At 63.5% G+C, this 19,508-nt stretch carries 23 protein-coding genes and 1 pseudogene; 9 read left to right on the top strand and 15 right to left on the bottom strand.

What is annotated here, in order from left to right:
* Positions 1 to 73 precede the first annotated feature (73 nt).
* A complete protein-coding gene (locus HK436_RS20375; protein ID WP_173192694.1) occupies positions 74 to 1,162 on the bottom strand; it encodes a class I SAM-dependent methyltransferase in 1,089 nt (362 codons plus the stop codon).
* Positions 1,125 to 2,003 carry a prolipoprotein diacylglyceryl transferase gene (gene lgt / locus HK436_RS20370; protein ID WP_244649070.1) on the bottom strand — a complete coding sequence of 293 codons (879 nt, stop codon included), beginning with the start codon at positions 2,001 to 2,003 and terminating at the stop codon, positions 1,125 to 1,127. The genes HK436_RS20375 and lgt overlap by 38 nt, the downstream gene beginning before the upstream one ends.
* A 147-nt stretch (positions 2,004 to 2,150) precedes the next feature.
* On the opposite strand from lgt, the gene HK436_RS20365 reads away from it, so the two are divergent.
* The 4 genes from HK436_RS20365 to HK436_RS20350 all read left to right on the top strand — a co-directional run bounded on the left by HK436_RS20365 (position 2,151) and on the right by HK436_RS20350 (position 4,275).
* On the top strand, positions 2,151 to 2,459 hold the full coding sequence (locus tag HK436_RS20365) for an accessory factor UbiK family protein (protein WP_173192691.1): 309 nt from the start codon (positions 2,151 to 2,153) through the stop codon (positions 2,457 to 2,459).
* 341 nt (positions 2,460 to 2,800) lie between these two features.
* Positions 2,801 to 3,301 (top strand): type III secretion system chaperone family protein, encoded by a 501-nt coding sequence (locus HK436_RS20360; RefSeq protein WP_173192689.1) that lies wholly within the window; start codon positions 2,801 to 2,803, stop codon positions 3,299 to 3,301.
* Positions 3,302 to 3,312: 11 nt separating this feature from the next.
* On the top strand, positions 3,313 to 3,672 hold the full coding sequence (locus HK436_RS20355; protein WP_173192687.1) for a tRNA-binding protein: 360 nt from the start codon (positions 3,313 to 3,315) through the stop codon (positions 3,670 to 3,672).
* An 18-nt stretch (positions 3,673 to 3,690) separates the two neighbouring features.
* Positions 3,691 to 4,275 carry an AAA family ATPase gene (locus tag HK436_RS20350; protein WP_173192685.1) on the top strand — a complete coding sequence of 195 codons (585 nt, stop codon included), beginning with the start codon at positions 3,691 to 3,693 and terminating at the stop codon, positions 4,273 to 4,275.
* Between the two features lie 8 nt (positions 4,276 to 4,283).
* Here the strand turns inward: HK436_RS20350 and HK436_RS20345 are convergent, their stop codons facing one another.
* From HK436_RS20345 to HK436_RS20330, 4 genes and pseudogenes are all read right to left on the bottom strand, one after another.
* Entirely contained in the window at positions 4,284 to 4,985 is a 702-nt protein-coding gene (locus HK436_RS20345) for a GntR family transcriptional regulator (RefSeq protein ID WP_173192684.1), read from the bottom strand.
* A gap of 37 nt (positions 4,986 to 5,022) precedes the next feature.
* Positions 5,023 to 5,874, bottom strand: a complete 852-nt coding sequence (locus HK436_RS20340) for an ABC transporter permease (RefSeq protein WP_312860647.1) — start codon at positions 5,872 to 5,874, stop codon at positions 5,023 to 5,025.
* Positions 5,871 to 6,655 (bottom strand): annotated as a pseudogene (locus HK436_RS20335) (ABC transporter ATP-binding protein). Before HK436_RS20335 ends, HK436_RS20340 begins: the two are co-directional and overlap by 4 nt.
* Positions 6,656 to 6,678: 23 nt before the next feature.
* On the bottom strand, positions 6,679 to 7,707 hold the full coding sequence (locus HK436_RS20330; RefSeq protein ID WP_173192682.1) for an ABC transporter substrate-binding protein: 1,029 nt from the start codon (positions 7,705 to 7,707) through the stop codon (positions 6,679 to 6,681).
* A 156-nt stretch (positions 7,708 to 7,863) separates the two neighbouring features.
* Here HK436_RS20330 and HK436_RS20325 point away from each other — a divergent pair, with 156 nt between their 5' ends.
* Positions 7,864 to 8,559, top strand: a complete 696-nt coding sequence (locus tag HK436_RS20325; RefSeq protein ID WP_173192680.1) for a fumarylacetoacetate hydrolase family protein — start codon at positions 7,864 to 7,866, stop codon at positions 8,557 to 8,559.
* Positions 8,560 to 8,565: 6 nt separating this feature from the next.
* Here the strand turns inward: HK436_RS20325 and HK436_RS20320 are convergent, their stop codons facing one another.
* From HK436_RS20320 to HK436_RS20310, 3 genes are read right to left on the bottom strand one after another with little or no spacing between them, the layout of a single operon-like run.
* A complete protein-coding gene (locus HK436_RS20320; RefSeq protein WP_173192678.1) occupies positions 8,566 to 9,978 on the bottom strand; it encodes an ATP-binding protein in 1,413 nt (470 codons plus the stop codon).
* A gap of 47 nt (positions 9,979 to 10,025) precedes the next feature.
* Complete coding sequence (locus HK436_RS20315) at positions 10,026 to 10,751, bottom strand: response regulator (RefSeq protein WP_312860689.1); 726 nt, start codon at positions 10,749 to 10,751, stop codon at positions 10,026 to 10,028.
* A gap of 19 nt (positions 10,752 to 10,770) precedes the next feature.
* Positions 10,771 to 11,304 (bottom strand): MarR family winged helix-turn-helix transcriptional regulator, encoded by a 534-nt coding sequence (locus HK436_RS20310; protein ID WP_173192674.1) that lies wholly within the window; start codon positions 11,302 to 11,304, stop codon positions 10,771 to 10,773.
* Positions 11,305 to 11,551: 247 nt separating this feature from the next.
* On the opposite strand from HK436_RS20310, the gene HK436_RS20305 reads away from it, so the two are divergent.
* The 3 genes from HK436_RS20305 (at position 11,552) to HK436_RS20295 (ending at position 13,575) form a co-directional block, all read left to right on the top strand.
* Entirely contained in the window at positions 11,552 to 12,445 is an 894-nt protein-coding gene (locus HK436_RS20305; RefSeq protein WP_173192672.1) for a branched-chain amino acid aminotransferase, read from the top strand.
* Positions 12,446 to 12,558: 113 nt separating this feature from the next.
* Positions 12,559 to 12,837 carry a hypothetical protein gene (locus HK436_RS20300; RefSeq protein WP_173192670.1) on the top strand — a complete coding sequence of 93 codons (279 nt, stop codon included), beginning with the start codon at positions 12,559 to 12,561 and terminating at the stop codon, positions 12,835 to 12,837.
* 96 nt (positions 12,838 to 12,933) lie between these two features.
* Entirely contained in the window at positions 12,934 to 13,575 is a 642-nt protein-coding gene (locus HK436_RS20295) for an MBL fold metallo-hydrolase (RefSeq protein ID WP_173192668.1), read from the top strand.
* A gap of 32 nt (positions 13,576 to 13,607) precedes the next feature.
* Here HK436_RS20295 and HK436_RS20290 read toward each other — a convergent pair whose 3' ends face one another.
* From HK436_RS20290 to HK436_RS20270, 5 genes are all read right to left on the bottom strand, one after another.
* Positions 13,608 to 14,033 carry a BA14K family protein gene (locus HK436_RS20290; RefSeq protein ID WP_173192666.1) on the bottom strand — a complete coding sequence of 142 codons (426 nt, stop codon included), beginning with the start codon at positions 14,031 to 14,033 and terminating at the stop codon, positions 13,608 to 13,610.
* A 169-nt stretch (positions 14,034 to 14,202) separates the two neighbouring features.
* Positions 14,203 to 14,415 carry a cold-shock protein gene (locus tag HK436_RS20285; RefSeq protein ID WP_173192664.1) on the bottom strand — a complete coding sequence of 71 codons (213 nt, stop codon included), beginning with the start codon at positions 14,413 to 14,415 and terminating at the stop codon, positions 14,203 to 14,205.
* Between the two features lie 348 nt (positions 14,416 to 14,763).
* Positions 14,764 to 15,618: a hypothetical protein gene (locus HK436_RS20280; RefSeq protein ID WP_173192662.1), complete on the bottom strand. Its 855-nt coding sequence runs from the start codon at positions 15,616 to 15,618 to the stop codon at positions 14,764 to 14,766.
* A 90-nt stretch (positions 15,619 to 15,708) separates the two neighbouring features.
* Positions 15,709 to 15,960, bottom strand: a complete 252-nt coding sequence (locus HK436_RS20275) for an acyl carrier protein (protein ID WP_173192660.1) — start codon at positions 15,958 to 15,960, stop codon at positions 15,709 to 15,711.
* Entirely contained in the window at positions 15,957 to 17,570 is a 1,614-nt protein-coding gene (locus tag HK436_RS20270; RefSeq protein ID WP_173192658.1) for an AMP-binding protein, read from the bottom strand. Before HK436_RS20270 ends, HK436_RS20275 begins: the two co-directional genes overlap by 4 nt.
* A gap of 192 nt (positions 17,571 to 17,762) precedes the next feature.
* Here HK436_RS20270 and HK436_RS20265 point away from each other — a divergent pair, with 192 nt between their 5' ends.
* A complete protein-coding gene (locus tag HK436_RS20265; protein ID WP_173192656.1) occupies positions 17,763 to 18,503 on the top strand; it encodes an NIPSNAP family protein in 741 nt (246 codons plus the stop codon).
* Here HK436_RS20265 and HK436_RS20260 read toward each other — a convergent pair.
* Positions 18,500 to 19,303: a DUF2189 domain-containing protein gene (locus HK436_RS20260; RefSeq protein ID WP_173192654.1), complete on the bottom strand. Its 804-nt coding sequence runs from the start codon at positions 19,301 to 19,303 to the stop codon at positions 18,500 to 18,502. The two genes, HK436_RS20265 and HK436_RS20260, sit on opposite strands and share 4 nt — an antisense overlap.
* Positions 19,304 to 19,508: the final 205 nt, after the last annotated feature.

Raw genomic sequence — 19,508 nt, 5'->3', positions numbered from 1 at the left:
GTTCCGCAACATTGCCTGTCGTTCTCACGGTGACCGTTTGAGCGCGGATCGTGGGGCAGGCGAGGGGGAAAAGTCAATCCGTCGCGATGTCCGGCGGCAGCGCTGTGCCCTCCGGCATAATCATCAGAACCTTGAACAGCGTGCCCATTGCATCAGGGCCTGCAAGCCGGTGCACCGCGCCTTCCAGGCGCTCCCGCGTCGCGGCGTCGCAGTTTGCTCCCAGCGCGCCGGCGCGTTCCAGCAACCCCATGCCGACCAGGAAATCGCCCTGGGTCATCAGCCGCGCTTCCAGACCACGGGCCCGCGCAACGGCTGCAAGTGCCGCAAAGTCCACATGCGAGGTCAGGTCGGCTTCGCCCGGGTTGGCGAGCACGTCATCGAACTGATGCGCGCGCATTGCCTGCAGCGTGTCGCCGGTGCCTGGTTGCAAATGGCCGTAGTCGATGAAGATGCCGGCGCCGCCTCGCTTTGCTATCCGCGCCGCGATTGTATCCATCAGGGCTTCGCGCGCCGGCGCCAGCTCGACGATCGCGCCATCCGGCGCGTCGGCTGCATCTGCAGGCAACAGGGCCTCGTCGAGCCCGTTCATGCCGGCTGCGAACGAGAGCTGACCGTCGTTGGCGAGCGCGACCATGCGCTCGCGCCAGCCGCGCGGCGTCTTGACGAATTGGCGCACGGGCAAGGCGTCGAACAGCTCGTTGCCGACGATGACGAGCGGCAGGTCGGGCAGGGCGGATATGTCCCGGTACCATGTCGGCCGAGCACGTCCGGCTTCGAGCTTGCCGCGCTGGATTTCCGTCAGGCGCGGGCTCGCCTCGATCATCGCTACTCGTGTGAGTGTCACGAACGACGGGTCGAGGTGGCCGAGCGTGCGCAGCATGTCCGCCATCAGCGTGCCGCGGCCCGGTCCGATCTCGGCTAGGATGGAGGGCACCGGCTTACCGTTGGCCGACCAGGCCGACCAAGCCCAGACCGCGAGCAGCTCGCCGAACATCTGGCTGATCTCCGGCGCGGTGATGAAATCGCCGCCGGCGCCGAACGGTTCGCGCGACGTGTAATAGCCGTCCTGCGGGTCGAACAGGCAGGCCGCCATGTATTCGGAAACGGAAATCGGGCCGCTGGCTTCAATCAGCCGGATCAGCTTTTGCCTCAGGGCCGTCATTGGCGGCGGCGGCGGCCCGTTTTGCCCGCAGCATCGCCCATATACCGATGACGAGGAGCGGCACCGACAGCACCATGCCCATGGTCAGCCATCCGCCGACGAGGTAGCCGATATGCGCGTCGGGTTCGCGGAAGAATTCCACGAAGATGCGCGCGGCGCCGTAGCAGGCCACCATCGCGCCCGCGACGAAACCCGGTTGCTTGAGCTTCAGCGCCGAGTGGGTCAGCAGGCGCAGCACGATGAACAGCACAAAGCCTTCAAGCAGCGCCTCGTAAAGCTGGCTGGGGTGGCGCGGCTCCGGCCCGCCATTGGGGAACACCATCGCCCAGGGAACGTCGGACGGGCGACCCCAAAGCTCTGAATTGATGAAGTTGGTGACGCGCACCAGACCGAAGCCGATCGGCACGCCAGCAGCAATCGTATCGAACAGGCTCCATGGGCTGAAACCACGCCGGAAGGCGAAGGCGATCATGGCAACGGTGACGCCCGCCAGCCCGCCATGGAACGACATGCCGCCCTGCCAGACGGCCAGTATGTCGCCTGGCCGCTCGATGTAGCGGGCGAGATCGTAGAACAGGATGTAGCCGATGCGGCCGCCGAGCACGACGCCGGCAGCCGCCCAGATCAGGAAATCGTCGATGTCTTCGGCGGTCAGCGGCGACTTGCCGCCGGCCCAGAGCTTGTCATTGGCGACCAGCCGGCGCGCATACCACCACGCGAACAGGATGCCGACCACATAGCCCAGCCCATACCAGTGTATGGCCAGCGGGCCGATCTGGACGATGACGGGGTCGATTTCGGGAAATGGCAGGGCGGCCAGCGGCAGGAGAAGTTCGGTCAAGTCTGGCACCCCGGTTGCCGGTTGCGTTGGCGACCATATGAGCCGAGGCCATGGCGAGGTCAAGGCGCGGGCGCGACGCCATGTGCCTTGCATTCGCCCGCGTCGCCCACTACTTCCTCATGTGAAGAAACAGCGAGGCCCCTAACCATGTCGACCGGACCCAACCGCATTCTCGACGAGTTCGCCAAGCTGATGACCGACGCTGCCGGCGCTGCCCAGGGCGTGCGCAAGGAGGTCGAGACGGCGTTCCGTGGACAGGCCGAACGCATCCTCAACTCGATGGAAATCGTCCAGCGGGAAGAGTTCGAGGCCGTGCGCGAGATGGCGCTGAAAGCGCGCGCTGAAAACGAAAAGCTGGCGGCGCGCCTGGCGGAGCTTGAAGCCAAGGTCGGCGCAGGCGCGTCCAAGGCGGCCGAAAAGCCTGCCGCGAAGCCGCGGGCCAAAAAAACTTCGTAAAATCCGCGTCAAGTTTTCCACATTCGGCCACTGCGAAAAACGCTTTGGCGAGAGTCGCTTAGACTCCGGCTTTGAATCAGCCCCTGAATCTCTATCCACATCGCAGAATGCCACTCCGCTAAAAAAGGGGTGTTCAGGCGACTCTGCATCAATAGACTGAATTTGTTGCATGATTCGGGACGCGATTTGGCGGCCCGCATGTGCCGGGCGGTGGGGACCGGCAGAGCCTTGTATGCGTTGCTTGCCTCCCTTCCTTCCTCAGTAGCCGATTTCTCGTGCCGCGTGCTCCGTAATCAGGTGTGCGTGAATGCCGCCTCATGACCGACGGGAAGAGACTTTTGATGGACCTGCTTGAACTTGACGTAGCGCGCGACCTCCACCCGGTGGATGTCATCGAGCACGTCGCGAACATGAACGACTGGTCGTTCGAGCGAACCGGCGACGACGAGATCGCCATATCGGTCGCCGGTACATGGACCGATTATCATGTTTCCTTCTCCTGGATGGAGGATTTCGAGGCGCTGCATCTGGCCTGCGCCTTCGACATCAAGGTGCCCGAGAACCGCGCGCTCGAGGTGATGCGCCTGCTGTCGCTGATCAACGAGCAGATGCTGTTCGGCCATTTCGACCTGTGGGAGCAGGAGGGCGCGATCATGTTCCGCCAGGCGCTGCTGCTGGCCGGCGGCGCAGAGCCCACCAGCCAGCAGGTCGAGGTGCTGCTGTCGTCGGCGCTCGAAGCCTGCGAATGCTATTTCCAGGCATTCCAGTTCGTCATCTGGTCGGGATCGAGCGCCCGCGACGCGCTCTCGAACGTGCTGTTCGAGACGCAGGGCTCCTGCTGAGGGGCATCGCCATGAGCAAGGATGCCGGGCCGAGGCCCGAGATCACTTATGACGATTTCGACCAGGTCGACATCCGCGCCGGCACCATCGTGGCGGCCGAGCCGTACCCGGAAGCGCGCAAGCCGGCGATCAAGCTATGGATCGATTTCGGGCCGGAGATCGGCGAGAAGAAGACCTCGGCGCAGATCACCAAACACTACACGCCGGAAACGCTGGTCGGGCGGCAGGTGATGGCGGTGGTGAACTTCCCGCCGCGCCAGATCGGCAAGTTCATGTCGGAAGTGCTGACGGTCGGTTTCCCGGACGAGGACGGCGAGGTTGTGCTCGCCGCAATCGACAAGCCGGTACCGAACGGCGGCAAGCTTTTCTAGGCGAAAGCCTCAACCCTTATGCTTGACGAAGATGCCTATCTGCCCGGCAATCCGGCGCTGGTCGCCAGCCGTCAGGCAGTGGTGCTCACGGGATGTTCCGGCGGCGGCAAGTCGACGCTGCTTGGCGCGCTGGCTTATCGAGGCTACACAGTGTGCTCCGAGGCCGGCCGGCAGATCGTACGCGAGCAGATGCATCTGGGCGGTGGTGCGCTGCCATGGACCGATGCAACGCAGTTCGTCGCCCTTGCCGCGTCGCGCACAATGCACCTGTTCAACACCACAGCCCCCGGCGAACGCGCCATCTTCTTCGACCGCTCGCTTGTCGACCTGACATCGTTTCTCGAAATGAAGGGGCTGGACGTTCCGGCACACCTGCGGCGTGCGGTCGAAACCTATCGCTACGCGCCTTCTGTGTTTGTCACCCCGCCCTGGCGGGAGATCTATGTCGACGAGGCGGAGCGCTCGAAATCGTTCGAGGATGCATGCCGCGAATATGATGCGCTTGTCGAAGGCTACGTGGCCGCGGGCTACGAGTTGGTGGAGGTTCCGAAAGCCTCGGTCGCCGAGCGGGCGGATTTCGTGATCGCCAATCTGCCGGCCTGACAGGGCGGTCAGCCGCCGGCGGCGGCAACCTGTTCCTCGAGATGGCGCAGGGTGAGCCGGTACTGATCGGTCAGCCGCGTCTTCGCCAGCTCCACGTCGCCATCGAGCGCAGCCTCCATGATCAGCCGGTGCTCGACGACGGAATCGCGGCGCGGATAGGTGCTCATGGAGATGTAGCGGTAGCGCTCTGCGTGATCCATCATCTCGTTGCAGAAGCCGATCAACCATGTCGATCCGCAGCCTGAAATCAGCGCGTTATGGAACGCCCGGTGCCTGACCTCCCATTCGGAGTTGTCACCGCCTTCCTCCGGCGTGCGGATCGGCGTGCGTGACAGGTGGTGGAAAGTCAGGACGATACCGTCCTCCCAGCCGGGAGTACGGTTGGTGATGGACTCCTCCAGCGCGATCGATTCCAGCCAGCAGCGTGTCTTCACCAGTTCGCGCAGGCGCTCCATCGACAGCGGCGGCACGAAGAAGCCGCGCTGGTCGTGCCGATCGACGAGATGTTCCGACGACAGGCGGTTGAGCGCCTCGCGCACCGGATTGGTGCCGCTGCCGTAGCGCGTTGCCACCTGGTCGATCTGCAGCTTCTGGCCGGGCTTGAAATTGCCCTTGAGAATGTCCTGGCGAAGCTGACGGTAGACGGCCGTCGCCGCCGTCGTCTTTTCCCCGCGCCCGGCGGCATCAATCTCTGTTTCATTCAATGCCATGCAGCGTTCCGCAGTTTTCGTGCTCCCGTGCCACGCGTCAGCCGAATTTTCCAGCACCGGACCTTTGCCAGAATACGAGACGGCGCTCCAGCCAGACCACCGTCCAGAAGAGAGCGAGGCCGAGCAGGCTCAGGAAGATGATGAGAGAGAAGACACGCGGCGTGTTGAGCTGCGAGGCGGCAACGCGGATCAGCTCGCCGAAACCCTTGCCGCCGCCAAGGAACTCGCCGGTGATCGCACCAGCCATGACACCGACTGCGGCAATCTTCAGGCCGGTGAACATCTGCGGCATGCCGAGCGGCAGCTTCATCTTAAAGAGGGTCTGCCAGCGACTGGCGCCCATGGTGCGAAAGAGGGCGCGCGCGTTCTCGTCAGCCGCGTGAAGGCCGGCTGCCGTGCCGACCACGATCGGGAAGGTGGCGATGAAGGCCGCAAGCGCGACCTTGGAGGAGATGCCGAAGCCGAGCCAGGCGAGGAAGATCGGCGCGAAAGCCACTTTCGGCATGGTGTCGATGGCCACGAGATAGGGCAGCACGGCACGCTCGCCGAAGGTGAATTCGCCGACCAGCACTCCCAACGTGAAGCCGATCGCAAGCGCGATGGCGAAGCCGTAGATGACTTCCTTGACCGTGATCCAGAGCGCGCCCAGCATGTAGCCGCCGCTGGCGAGGTTCTTCGCGACGAAGACGATGTCCTCGCCGGTCTCCCACGGCCCCGGCAGGATGATCGGCGAAACCAGCCCGGAAATGTGGACAAGCTGCCACACTGCGAGAAAGGCAATCATGATGCCGGCCATCGCGATGGAGCGCGGTATGCGGTCGATAAAGGTTACATGCTCGGTCCAGACCGTGTCGGGACGCCGAGCCTGCGGGTCGGTCGCGATGGTCACAGGAAAGCTCCCTTGTCGAGTCGCGCACGGATGCGGCGTACGTAGTCGCCGAATTTGGCGTCGGTCATCATGTCCAGCGTGCGCGGGCGGGGCAGGTCGATCTCGACCGTCTCCACAAACGTCCCCGGGCGCGGCGACATGACGTAGACCGTGTCCGACAGGATCACGGCCTCGGGAATCGAATGGGTAATGAGGAAGGCGGTGGCGTTGCGCTCCATGCAGATGCGCTGCAGCTCCATGTTCATGAAGTCGCGCGAGAGCTCGTCGAGCGCACTGAAGGGCTCGTCGAGCAGCAGCACCGCCGGTTCCGTCACCAGCATCCTGCAGATGGCGGCGCGCTGGGCCATGCCGCCCGACAGCTCATGCGGCCAGCGACCTTCGAAGCCTTTAAGCCCGACCAGTTCAAGCAAGGCAAGCGCATCGCGATGCTTGGCGCGGGCTGCCGCCTTGCCGTCGCGGATCTCAATCGGCAGGACGATATTCTCCAGCACCGTGCGCCACGGAAAAAGCGTCGCCTGCTGGAACATCATGCCGATGTCCTCGCGCGTGCCTGTGACGGGGTGCCCTCCAGATAAACGCCGCCCTCCGATGGCGGGATCAACCCCGCCATGATCTTCAGCAGCGTGGACTTGCCGCAGCCCGACGGGCCAATCACCGAGGAGAAGCTGCCTTCGCGCAACGTCAGGTCGACACGGTCGAGCGCGCGGAGATTGCCTCGCGCATAGCTCTTGGCAACGCCGGAGAGCTCGTAGACCGGCCGGCTCTGCGAGCCGGCCGTCATGGCATCTGTCCGTGGAAGGACGGTCATTCCGCGTTCCACGCTTCCACGAACTGGTTGGTGTAGGCGGCTTCGAGGTCGTCGAGCGGTGCCGACAGGGCGCCGGATTCAACCGAGCTGTCGTGCCACATCTGCCAATGCTCCGGCGGCTGGTAGCCATAGCCGTTGGACATGTCGAGCGGCGTGATGCGGTCCTGGATGGCTGCCAGCAGCGCTTCGGCGAATTCCCGGTCCTCGCCTTCCTGCGGGTTGCCGGCCGTGGTGTGCTCCAGCACCTTGTCCTTGTTGGCGGGGTCCATGCCGAACTTGGTGCCCTTCACGAGCGCCTTACCGAAGGCCTCGATGACGTCCGGATTTTCATCCAGATAGCTGCGGGTCACCGCCCAGCCATTGCCGAAATAGGAAAGGTAGGCTTCCGGCGTGATTTCGCGGAGCGGAATGCCACGCGATTCAATGATGGCAGCGTCGCTGACCGCGGCGGCGTAGGATGAGACCTCGTCATTGAGGAACGCCGCCGCCGCAGTACCGCCGTCGCCGATTGCCAGGAATTCATAGTCGGTGCCTTCGGAAAGCCCGACATCGGTCAGGATCGCGCGGCTGAAGCCGACTTCCGCGCCGTCGGCCGTGCCGACGCCGACGACCGTGCCCTTGAGGTCAGCTGGGCTCTGGACCTCGGATTCATCACGCACGACGAGCCCGAAGATCGATTTCGGGAACTGATTGTAGATGAAGACGACATCCTCGCCGCGCGCCCGGGCACCGAGAAGCGGGCCGGGGCCGGGATTGCCGATCTGCGCCTGGCCTGCCGCCATGGATTGCAGCACGGATGCCGAGCCGTTGACCGCCTCGACGGTGACCTTGATGCCTGCTTCCTCGAAATAGCCTTCGCCGATCGCGACGTGCAGCGGGAAATTGTTGATGGCCGAGGGATTCGGCACGACGATGGTTATGTTCTTGTCCTGCGCATAGGCGGCGCCCGTGACGCCCGTCAGAGATGCGATGGAAAGCGCGAGCGCCGCCGTCGCGGCGCGGCAAAGATCCGAACCCGTTTTCATGGTCATTCCTCCCTGTTCGCCTTGCAGGATCCTCCCGACCCTGCGGCTCACATAATCTACATTTCTTACTGCGACTGTCAAAAACCTATTTTTTGATGCGCGGCCTTTCTTAATGTGCATTATGCCAGCCGACATGGCTTCACCAAGGAGGAGACGATGGCCAGCAACGGATATGTGATCGACGCGCCCGAACAGGCCAGCCTGGCTGTAGCGGGCAGCAAGGAGCGCTTCCCGGTACGACGCATCTACTGCGTCGGTCGAAACTACGTCGCGCACGTTCGCGAGATGGGCGGCGACGAGGATCGTGATCCCCCGATCTTCTTCCAGAAGCCGACGGATTCAGTGGTGGAGAGCGGTTCCACGATCGCCTATCCGACGATCACCGAGAATTTCCATCATGAGATGGAAATGGTCATCGCGCTCAAGTCGGGCGGCTACAACATCGCCGAGAGCGATGCGCTGAACCACATCTGGGGCTACGGCACGGGTCTCGACATGACCCGCCGCGACATCCAGGGCAACGGCAAGCCGTGGGAGATTGCCAAGTCGTTCGACCAGTCCTGCCCGTGCGGCCCGCTGTCGCCGGTTGAAAAGGTCGGCCACATCTCCAAGGGGGCGATCAAGCTGACCGTCAATGGCGAGACCAAGCAGGAATCCGACATCGAGCTGCTGATCTGGCGCGTGCCGGAGATCATCGCGAACCTGTCGACGCTGTTCGAGCTCAAGGCCGGCGACATTATCCTCACCGGCACGCCGCATGGCGTCGGACCCGTGCAGCCGGGCGACGAACTGGTCGGCACCATCGATGGGCTCGAGCCTCTGACGGTGAAGATCGGCGAGCGCCCGGCCTGATCGGCCTCAGGCCGGGATACGGATAACGGCACGCAGGCCGCCGAGCGGACTTTCATCGAGCGTGATGTCGCCGCCATGGCTGCGGGCGATGTCACGCGCGATGGACAGGCCGAGGCCCGTGCCGCCGGAATCCTGGTTGCGGGCGTCGTCCAGCCGGTAGAAGGGCTTGAAGACCTCCTCGCGTTTTTCCGCCGGTATGCCGGGGCCGTCATCGTCGACGATGACTAGCAGCGACCCGCGCGCGTGGGTCGCCTTGATGCTCACGGTCTTTGCGTAACGGAACGCATTCCCCACGACGTTCGACAGCAGGCGCGAGAAGGCATTGGGCCGCACATAGACGTCCGGATTGCCGGTCAGGTACGTCGTCAGCGTGCGCTTGCGCAGCTTCGCTTCTTCCGACAGCTTCTCCATGAATGCGGCAATGTCGAACTGGCCGGTATCCTCGCCTGCCTCGCCGCGAGCGAAGGCGAGATAGCCCTCCAGCATCGACTGCATGTCGTCGATATCCTGGTCGAGCGCTTCGCGGTCCATCTTCGAGCCGCCCAGAGCAAGCTGCAGCTTGAAGCGGGTGAGGATGGTGCGCAGGTCGTGGCTGACGCCTGTGAGCATCGCGGTGCGTTGCTCGATCTGTCGCTCGATGCGCTCGCGCATCTGTATGAACGCAGCACCGGCGCGCCGGACCTCTTCCGCACCGCGCGGCCGGAAGTCGCTCGGCGTCGGCCGTCCCTTGCCGAAGCTTTCCGCGGCTTCTGCAAGGCGCAGGATCGGCCTGATCTGATTGCGCAGGAAAGCGACGGCGATGCCGATGAGCACCAGCGAGCTGCCGACCATCCACAACAGGAAGATGTGCGTGTTCGAGGCGTAGGTCTGGCTGCGGCGGGCGAAGACGCGCAGCACCTTGTCTTCCAGCCGGACGCGGATTTCCACGATGTTGGAGGCGCCGACCGTATCGATCCAGAAGGGCCGGTTGATCTGCTGGTTGATCTGCTGGCTCAGGAAGTAGTCGAGGATCGAGAAGAACGGCTTGGGGCCGGGGGCGGGCAGGGGATCGGGCGGCAATATGTCGATCTTGAGCTGCAGCCGCTCCTGGGCGATGCGGATCACGTCGGCATAGTTGTCACCGGGCGGGTAGGTCTCGATCATGTCGATGACGGCTGCGATGTCGCGTGTCACCGCAGCCGAAAGGCGCTGGGTCACCGTCTGCCAATGCCGCTCCATGAAGGCAAAGGCGATCACGGATTGCAGCAGGATCATCGGCGCGATCACGATGATGAGCGAACGCGCATAAAGCCGCTTCGGCAGATAGCGTGCGACGACCCGCCAGACGCGGCCGAACCCGTTCCACAGGCCGGCAAACGGACGCAGATACCCGCCGGCCCGTTCTGACTTATCGCGCGCCGGTGTGTCGGAACTCGCCATCAGCCTTTTCCCGCGCCCGGTTTCAAGGGCACATCTGGGGCATCAGTCTATTCGACACTGAGCCTGTATCCAACACCGCGCACCGTCTGCAGCCACACCGGGTTGGACGGGTCGCGCTCGATCTTGCGCCGCAGGCGGTTGATCTGCACGTCGATGGTGCGCTCGCCGACCTCCGCGTCCGAGCCGACCAGCTCGTGCCTCGGGATCGTGTCTCCGGCCCGCTCCGCGAAGATGACCAGTATCTCCTGTTCACGATCTGTCAGCTTCAGAATTTCGCCGCCGCGCTTCAGTTCGCGCCGTGCGATCTGGAACGTGTAGGGCCCGAAGACGATCTGCTCCACCTTCGGCGTCTGCTGCGGGCCGCCGCGACGCAGGATGTTGTTGAGCCGCAGCAGCAGCTCGCGCGGGTCGAACGGCTTGGGCAGGTAGTCGTCCGCGCCGGCTTCGAGGCCGGCCACCCGGCTGTCGGTCTCCGACAGCGCGGTCAGCATCAGGATCGGCACGTTCTTCTGCTCGCGCAGCGACTTCGTAAGCTGCACGCCGCTCTCGCCCGGCATCATCACATCGAGCACGATCAGGTCGAAATCCAGCCCTGCCAATTTGCGCCGTGCTTCGTCCGCGTTGCCGGCCACGGTGATGCGATAGCCGTTTTCGCTCAGGAACTGTTTCAGCAGGGTGCGGATGCGGGTGTCGTCGTCGACCACGAGCAGATGGGGGCATCGTCGCCCGGTACATGCGAATCCTGCGTCATAGGCAAGTCCTTCAAGTGCAATGCCCCACCCTCCGGCGATCCTAGCCTGCCTCCCTGCGCCGGTCATCCCCGGTCGCTGTCTGATCGTCGATCTGCGCGCGCTGCTCGGGATTGACCATGCCTAGGAGAAACCGCTCGATTGCGGCGCGGTCGCCAGGTGCCGCTTCCGCCAATGCCGCGGCGATGCGGCGGGATTGGGGCGCTGCCAGCGCAAGTGCAAGCCCGCGGCCCTTGGCGGTTGGATAAAGCTCGCGCTGGCGCCTGTCGCGCGGACCCTGCACCTGCACGATGTGGCCGGTGTCGATCAGCTGCTTCAACACCCGCGCGAGGCTCTGCTTGGTGATCCTGAGCACGTCGAGAAGTTCGGCCACGGTAAGGCCCGGCCTGCGGTTGACGAAGTGCAGGACGCGATGGTGGGCACGGCCGAAAGCGTATTCGCCAAGGATCTGGTCCGGGTCCGAGGTGAAGTCGCGATAGGCGAAAAAGAACAGCTCGATGATGGCGAAGTCGATGCCGTCTTCGCCCGTCAACGCCGATTTTATCGGGTCCTCGTTTCGCTCCGGATGCTGCGTCATATCCTGCTCGTCGTTCCTGTCTGCCGAATTTATGTCAGCCTTGTTGACATAAATTCGGGCCGATGGTAATTTTTGCCAATCTTTCGGCCGTAATGCGAACGAAAAGAAAAGCCATGGGCTGTTTGCCCGGAACTTCCTTCAACTCGCCTCGCTTTCGGCATAAAGTTGCGGTCCGGCGTATCCGGTTAGGCGATCCCGCACCGCACGTCCAATGAAAACAGGGCCTTGCGCCCCTAGGGAGACTTCTATGGCATCCGTTCCTTTCGACCAGCTTGAAGGTCACATCTGGATGAATGGCGAATTCGTCAAATGGGCGGAGGCCAAGATTCACGTACTGACCCACGGGCTGCACTATGCCAGCGCCGTGTTCGAGGGCGAGCGCGCCTATGGCGGCGAGATCTTCAAGCTGACCGAGCATACCGAGCGTCTGCACGAGTCCGCCCGCATCCTCGGATTCACCATTCCCTACTCGGTTGCCGAGATCGACGATGCCTGCCGCACTCTCCTGCGCATGCAGGGTTTCGCAGACGCCTATGTCCGCCCGATCGCGTGGCGCGGCTCGGAGATGATGGGCGTCTCGGCCCAGAACAATCGCATCAATTGCGCGATCGCCATCTGGCAGTGGCCGAGCTATTTCGATCCCGCGCAGAAGCTGAAGGGCATCCGGCTCGACATGGCGGAATACCGCCGTCCCGACCCGCGCACGGCGCCGTCACGCTCGAAGGCCGCCGGCCTCTACATGATCTGCACGCTGTCGAAACATGCAGCCGAAGCAAAGGGTTATGCCGACGCGCTGATGCTCGACTGGCGCGGGCAGGTTGCCGAGGCGACGGGTGCGAACGTCTTCTTCGTCAAGGACGGCAAGATCCATACGCCGACGCCGGACTGCTTCCTCGACGGCATCACCCGTCGCACGGTTATCGGCCTTGCAAAGGCGCGCGGCCTCGAAGTCATCGAGCGGGCTATCATGCCGGAAGAACTCGAGGGTTTCGAGCAGGCGTTCCTGACCGGAACGGCGGCAGAGGTCACGCCGGTCTCGGAGATCGGCCCCTATAATTTCGAGGTCGGCGAGATCGCCAAGACCCTGATGGAAGATTACATGGCCGAGGTGCAGCCGAAGCAGGCGGTGGCGGCCGAATAGGCCGTCATTTCTTCGCAACCACAGGTCGTCGCTCCGTTTGACTTTAGTCGAATTCGGGTTTCCACTTCCGACGCCGGCGAGACTCGCGCCGGTGTTATAGAGGGAAACTTCATATGGAAGCGCTTCTTCCTATCATCATTCAGGTCGTGACGGGGATCATCGGCGGCCAGGCGGTCGGCGCTGCGCTCAAGCAGGTCGACATGAGCCAGGTCATCAAGGAGATCATCTCCGGCGGTGTGGGCGGTCTCGGCGGCGGCTTGCTGCTTGGCGGGATGGGCGGCGACGCCGGCGCGCTCGGCGGCATTCTGGGCGATGTGATCGGTGGCGGCGCGGGCGGTGCCGTGCTGACCGGTATCGTCGGCATGGTCATGAAGCAGATGGGCAATCGCTGATCCGGCCCGCTCTGGCTGAAATCGAGGGCGGCCTCGCGGCCGCCCTTTTCGTTGACCCGCGCCCTCTCCATGTGTGGCGTAACAGAGGAGACAACCATGGGCGAATTGAGAGCCGGCATCATTACCGTCACGCCGTTTCAGCAGAACTGCACGATCCTTTTCGACGAGAGTGAGAAGCGCGGGGTGGTGATCGATCCGGGCGGGGAGGTCGACCGGATCCTTGCCGCAATCAACGATAACGGGCTGACGATCGAGGCGATCTGGATCACGCATGGCCATATCGACCATGCCGGCGGTGCGATGGCGCTCAAGGAAGCGCTCGACGTCGACATCGTCGGGCCGCACGAGGCGGATGCTTCACTGCTCTCGAACCTGGAAAGCCAGGCGCAGATGTTCGGCCTGCCAGATCCGGTCCGCAACTGCACGCCCGACCGCTATTTGCAGGAAGGCGAGACCGTCTCGTTTGCCGGGCATGATTTCGAGGTGCTGCATTGCCCAGGCCATGCGCCGGGACATGTCGTGTTCTACAATAGGGCGGCGAAATTCGCCCATGTGGGCGACGTTCTGTTTCACGGCTCCATCGGTCGCACCGATCTGCCGGGCGGTGACCACGATACCCTCATTCGCTCAATCAAGGAAAAATTGCTGCCGCTGGGTGACGATGTCGGCTTCATCTGCGGTCACGGACCCGGGGGCCGCTTCGGCGACGAGCGGCGCGGGAACCCGTTCCTGGTTTAAAGAAAGGCCCGGCAATGCCGGGCCTTTTTCAATCAGTTGGCTTCGCAGAACCGGCGAACCCCGTCATATCCGACGAACGTCCCGCTGGACGGATCGAAGGAACGATAGCGGTCCGAGCAATAGCGGTACCACTCATCCGTCCACGGCTCGTATGTCGCGTAACGTTCGACATACACCCGGCGCGGCTGCTCGTAGACCCGGACCGGGCGCTCATAAACGACCGGGGGAGGGGCGTAATAGCCGTCGTCGTAGTAGCGTTCGCGGTAGATCGGGGCAGGTCGCGCGGCGCCTGCGATGAGTGCGCCAGTGGCTAGGCCGAGCACACCCGCGGCCAGCATGTCGCCGCCACGATCTCGATGCCGCCACCTTTCGCCCGCCTGCGCGGCGGGCATAGCCGCAGTTATTGCCGTTGCCGCAATAAGGCCGGCAATAGCCGATTTCTTCAAGAGACTTGTCATGCCGTTCATCTCCAAAAGCCAATGCGCGTTGTTTAGCGCGTGCTTGGAGAAATTTAGGCTTCGCCGGCTGAACGGCACCTGAACGAGCGATCACTCTCGCTGACAGGCTGAAACAGATGCGCCGGAGACCCGGCGCATCCAATTGATTCAGGTTGCAGCTATGACCCTTCTAGAGGACCGTCAGATTGACGGCTTTGGGGCCCTTGCCACGCTTGTCAGGTTCGGTTTCGAACGACACTTTCTGGCCGTCCTCGAGCCCTGGCAGGCCCGATGCCTGGACGGCAGAGATGTGAACGAACACATCCTTCTGGCCGTCGTCCGGCGTAATGAAGCCGAAGCCCTTGGCATGGTTGAAAAATTTCACGGTTCCGCTCTGGGGCATGGGAAGCTCCTTATCTCCCACTTGTTGTCTCTTGCGGGGGTGTCAATCCCGCTCAATCTCGCGCCTTTACTGGGGGAGAAGAAACAGCTTTCCTCGCGTCGGGGCCTTGCCGGAACCCTCTTGTTCCGCGGTCGTCCCGGGCGACATGGCAGGTGATAGGCTCGATAAACTGCACTTGCACCGGGGTATCCTATTCCAGTCTCCGGGCCGGCAAACGCCCGAACGGAAGAAACCTTCCTTCATTTTGGAGCATCGGGCAAGCAAAAGATTTGTGACCGCGCCCGTTCACCTGCGGCGCGCCGTTTTGATAACACCTTGGATTTGAAGTACTTCGCTCGCGGCAGTGTTTCAGCCGGGGCGCAGGAATACCATCTCGGAGAAGGTATGGTCGATCGCTTCGTCTGCGGTGTCTCTCGTCGACTGGACAGGCGCGACTTCCGTGCGAAACATCGCCTCTGGAAAGCCGACTTTGGCGCGGGCGTCGAATTCGAGGAAAGCGAAACCCCGTTTCATCAGGTGCCTGGCAATGGGACCCAAACCTTTGCGGATCAGCTGGCGATCGCGCACCAGGATGACGCGGGCGCTCGGCACGCGACGGCGCGGCGACGATGTGAGGATCAGCGGGTGGCACGTCCCGTGGACTTCAAGCGCAACCGCAATGCAGCCAAGCGCGGCATGTTGCTCCAGCAGCCGGATATGTGCGTCGGGCAATGTGCCCGGACGGATTGCGCCGAGCGGAAGGACCCTAGCCCCACGCCCCGCGCGCAAGGCGGCAACTGGAACCGGTATGAAGACCGACCCTTCCGAATGATCGACAAAACCGGTCTGCCGGTTGATCTTGCGCATTGATGGCGATGCCGTGAGGTCGGTGTATTCGACGCTGCGGTCGGCTGTGAGGCGGCGCATGAGCAGCGGCGCCATCCATTCGCTGCCGGGCCTCAGAAAGAACGAGGCCAGATTCACAATCCTGGTCGGCTGGTCCGCATAGGCGGTGCGATATGACGGGATCGCCAGGCACAGCCCGATCTCGTCGCCTCCGGCCATGACGAACTGGCCGATGGAGGTTTCGCCGATCTCTTGCACATGGGCGAACAGGCGTCGGACGGTTCCGGCCCATGCTTCGTGCGAATGGCTGGGAAAGCCTTCGGCAAGCAGTGCGGCGGCCTTGCCGGCGTCGCCAATTTCTATCGGCCGCAGTTTCAAAACATCCTCGACGGCATCGTCCAAAAAAGCCGCGGCGGGAAAAGCCCGCCGCCCGAGTATTCATTATGAGCCGAAAAGGTTGACGGACAGCTACGCCGCCTTGCGCGTCGAAAGCAGGGCCTCGATATCGCGCAGCGTATCGATCTGGAGGATGTCGAAATCCTCGTCCGCGAGGTCGATGCCGAAGTCAGCCTCGAGCATCGTCAGAACCTCGGTCGCTGCCAGGGAATCGAGACGCCCCGTGGAGAACAGCGGCTCGTCCTCGGCCACCGCAGGCTGGCCACGCTGTGCCAGCACGGAAAAAATCGTTTCGCGTATGCGCGCGCTCGCCAGTTCTGTCACGACATGCCTCCCGCCATTGCCATTTGGGGGCGCGGCTGCGCCGGCTCACCCGCCTTTTCCATTTCGTCCAGCCTCGCCACCAGTGCGCGCCGGTCCACCTTGCCATTGACGTTGACCGGCAGCGAATCGACGACATGGATCGGATCCGGCATCATATAGCGCGGCAGCGTCTTGACCATCGCACCCGCGATGGTCTCTGCGTCGAGCGTGCTGCTGCAAAAGCCGACCAGCCCCTGCGCCGAACCGTCCACGACCGGCCAGGCCACGACGGCAACCATGTCGCTGCCGGCGGCGCGGCGCAGGTGCATCTCCACCTCTTCCAGCTCGATCCGGTTGCCCTTGAGCTTGATCTGGTTGTCGGTGCGGCCGAGATGGTGGAATACACCGTCGCCGTCTCTCACGCCGAGATCCCCGGTCAGATACCAGCGCTTGCCGTCGATCTCGCGAAAGCGGTCGGCCGTCTGTTCCGGCGCATTGAAGTAGCCGACGGCAAGCTGTGGGCCGGAGAGCGCGATTTCGCCCGGTTCGCCATCGGGCAGCGGGCGCATGTCGTCACCCAGGATCGCCACCTCCATGGTCTCGAACGGCGTGCCGATGGCGATTATGCCGCGGCTCGGGGTGACAACCGCCGGCTCCGTCAGGGGCTGGCGCATGCAGACGACGGTTGCCTCCGTCGGTCCGTAAATATTCTCTACCACGCCGTTGGGGGTCGCTTCCGCCCAGGCCTGCGCGGCCGCAGCCGGCAGCGGCTCGCCGCAGAACAGCGAGAGCCTCATGCTCGGGAAGATGCCGGGCTTGAGCGAACCGTTGCGGCGCATCATCGCCACGAGCGTCGGCACCGACAGCCAAACCGTGATTTCACGGGCCCGCACGAAACGCCCCGGTGCGAGCATTTCCAGCGCGGACATCACATGCAGCGACGCACCCGCTTCGACGCACAGGAACAAGTTGTGCACCGTCAGGTCGAAGGTGACGTCGCAGGTTTCGGCCAGCCGGTCATCCGGCGTGAGCTTCGTCCAGCCGCGGCTCTGCTCGAGGTAGCTGCTCAGGGAGGCGGCCGAGATCATCACGCCCTTCGGCATGCCGGTCGTGCCGGAGGTGAAGATGATGTAGGCGAGATCGTCCGGATCGACGTGAGCAGGAGCGTCCAGAGGCTGGGCCTCCACGGCGCCCAGCCGGACGATGTCCTGTCCGGCGCGCGGCTCGATGGCAGGCGCGGCGTCTGCAATCACGATCTTGTCGGGTGCCGCCGCAAGGACCGCCGGCGTCAGCAGGGCGGCCGCCTTCGCGTCGACCACCAGCGCGTCCAGCGACAGCGCGTTCAGTAGCGCGATGATGCGCTCTTCGGGCCATTTTAGGTTGAGCGGCACGTAGGCGGCGCCTGCGAGGCCGGCCGCCAGCATGCCCGCATAGGCTTCGAGGCTGCGCGTCGCGAGGATGCCGACACGCCGCGGGCGACCGCCACTCGAAAACCAGGAGGCCAGGCGCCGGACAATGGCGCCCATCTCGCTATAGGTCAGGGTGTTGGCCGCATCACAATAGAACGGCCTGTCGGGGTGGTCTTGCGTCGACTGAATGAAGCCGGCGGAAATGTTGTAGCTCTGGGCCATCGCTTCTGCCTGCATTCCGCGGTGAGAGTGTATGCCATCCCATAGCGCAGCGCCGCGCGGCACCGCAACTTTAGGTTATTCTTAACCTTAATCGAACGCTGACGGCTGCTGCTGCCCAAAAGCTCCTGACAGGAGGTGTGCCGCTCCGGGTGTTATGAGCGCGTCTTTCAACTGAACGCCAGTCGGTCTTCCATGCGCCTTTCCGCCACCGAAGCTACCCGCCGCACGGTCCACACCGCCGTCGTCGAGCTGCGCCAATACATTCTGCATCCGGGTGCGCGCGATACGCTGATCGACCTGTTCGACCGCGAATTCGTTGAAACGCAGGAAGCTTGCGACATATCCGTGCTGGGCCAGTTCCGCGATCTCGACCGGCCCGACCGGTTCGTCTGGCTGCGCGGGTTTTCCGGCATGGAAAGCCGGGCCGCAGCGCTTGCCTTGTTTTATGATGGTCCAGTCTGGGCCGCGCACAGCGCCGCTGCCAATGCGACGATGATCGATTTCGACGACGTGCTTCTGCTCCGTCCCTGCGGCGGAGACACTTTCGGGGCGCTCGATCCGAGGAACCGGCCACAGCAGGCGGTGTCGATGTCGCCGGCTTGCAATTTCGAGGCGCTCATATGCCCCGTGGATCCCGGTGATCTCGATGGTTTCGTGGCTTGGTACCGGGACGCGTTCGTGCCAGCGCTTAAGCCCGTCGGCTGCGAGACCGTGGCAAGCCTGGTCACTGAATCGTCCGAAAATACGTTTCCCAGACTGCCAGTGCGGGAACACGTTTCGGTGTTTGTGATGCTGATACGGGTGGCCGGCGAGGACGGGTTCGAGCGCTTGCAGGATACGCCGGCAGGCGCAGCGGCGCTGGCAGAGCTTGCGCGCCGCACGCCGGCCACGCGGCTGAGGCTCGCCCCAACCGGGCGTTCGCTGCTGCGCTAGACGCGTTCCTCGACCACCACCTTGCGATAGAGGTGCCAGGTTGCGTGGCCAAGGATCGGGATGACGACGATGAGGCCGGCAAAGAGCGGCAAGCTGCCGAGCGCGAGCAACAGCGCGACGATGAAACCCCAAGCGAGCATCTGCAGGGGATTTGCCATGACGGCCCTGGCCGAGGTGTGGATTGCCGCCCATGCACCGACATCCCGGTCGACAAGCAGCGGGAAGGCCACGACCGTCGTCGATAGCACTACCACTGCGAAGACGAAACCGATGGCATTGCCCGCCAGGATCAGGGTCCAGCCTTCGGATGTCGAGAAGAGCTGGGACAGGAAACTGCCGACCGACGCCGGCGGCTCGGGGCCGAATATCGCTGAGTAGATTGCCTGTGCGGTCAGCAGCCAGGCGATGAACACGGCAAACAGCATGGCGCCAACCGCGGCGATCGAGGGAAGGGCCGGCGAGTGGCGCAGTTCGAGTGCATGGCGCCATGACGTGTCCATTCCCGCTTCGCGGCGGCGGCTGATCTCGTAGAGGCCGATTGCCGCGAACGGACCGAGCAGGGCAAAGCCGGACGCGAGCGGAAACAGCATCGGCAGCGCGTTTGCGCCCGATGTCCAGGCGGCGAGCACCACGCCGATCAGCGGATACATCACGATGATGAAGATGATGTGCGAGGGCTTCGCCATGAAATCCTCGTAGCCTGCCCGCAGGCAGTCATAGAGGTCGCCGATCTCGATTGAACGCACATCCGGATAGGCCGGCGCGCCTTCTGCTCCGGCGTAGACATGAAAGTTCGTCATGACCATTCCTCCAACCGCTTGTTTGCGGTCGTGGTCTGCGGCCAGCTTCGCGAACCCCGCCCGGGAGCATGGCCGCACGCGACCCACAACCCGTTCTTTGGTGAAGATAGCATAGTTCCCGTTGCGCGTCGCGTCCGCTCTGGACGTCACCGCTACTCACACCTTTACCCGGATGATATGATGAGCAAGCATTGCGCGGGGCGTC

Source organism: Neoaquamicrobium sediminum, assembly GCF_013240295.1.
GTDB lineage: Bacteria > Pseudomonadota > Alphaproteobacteria > Rhizobiales > Rhizobiaceae > Aerobium > Aerobium sediminum.
The sequence above is the reverse complement of the archived record's forward strand: the minus strand, read 5'-3'. Positions and strand labels throughout refer to the sequence as shown.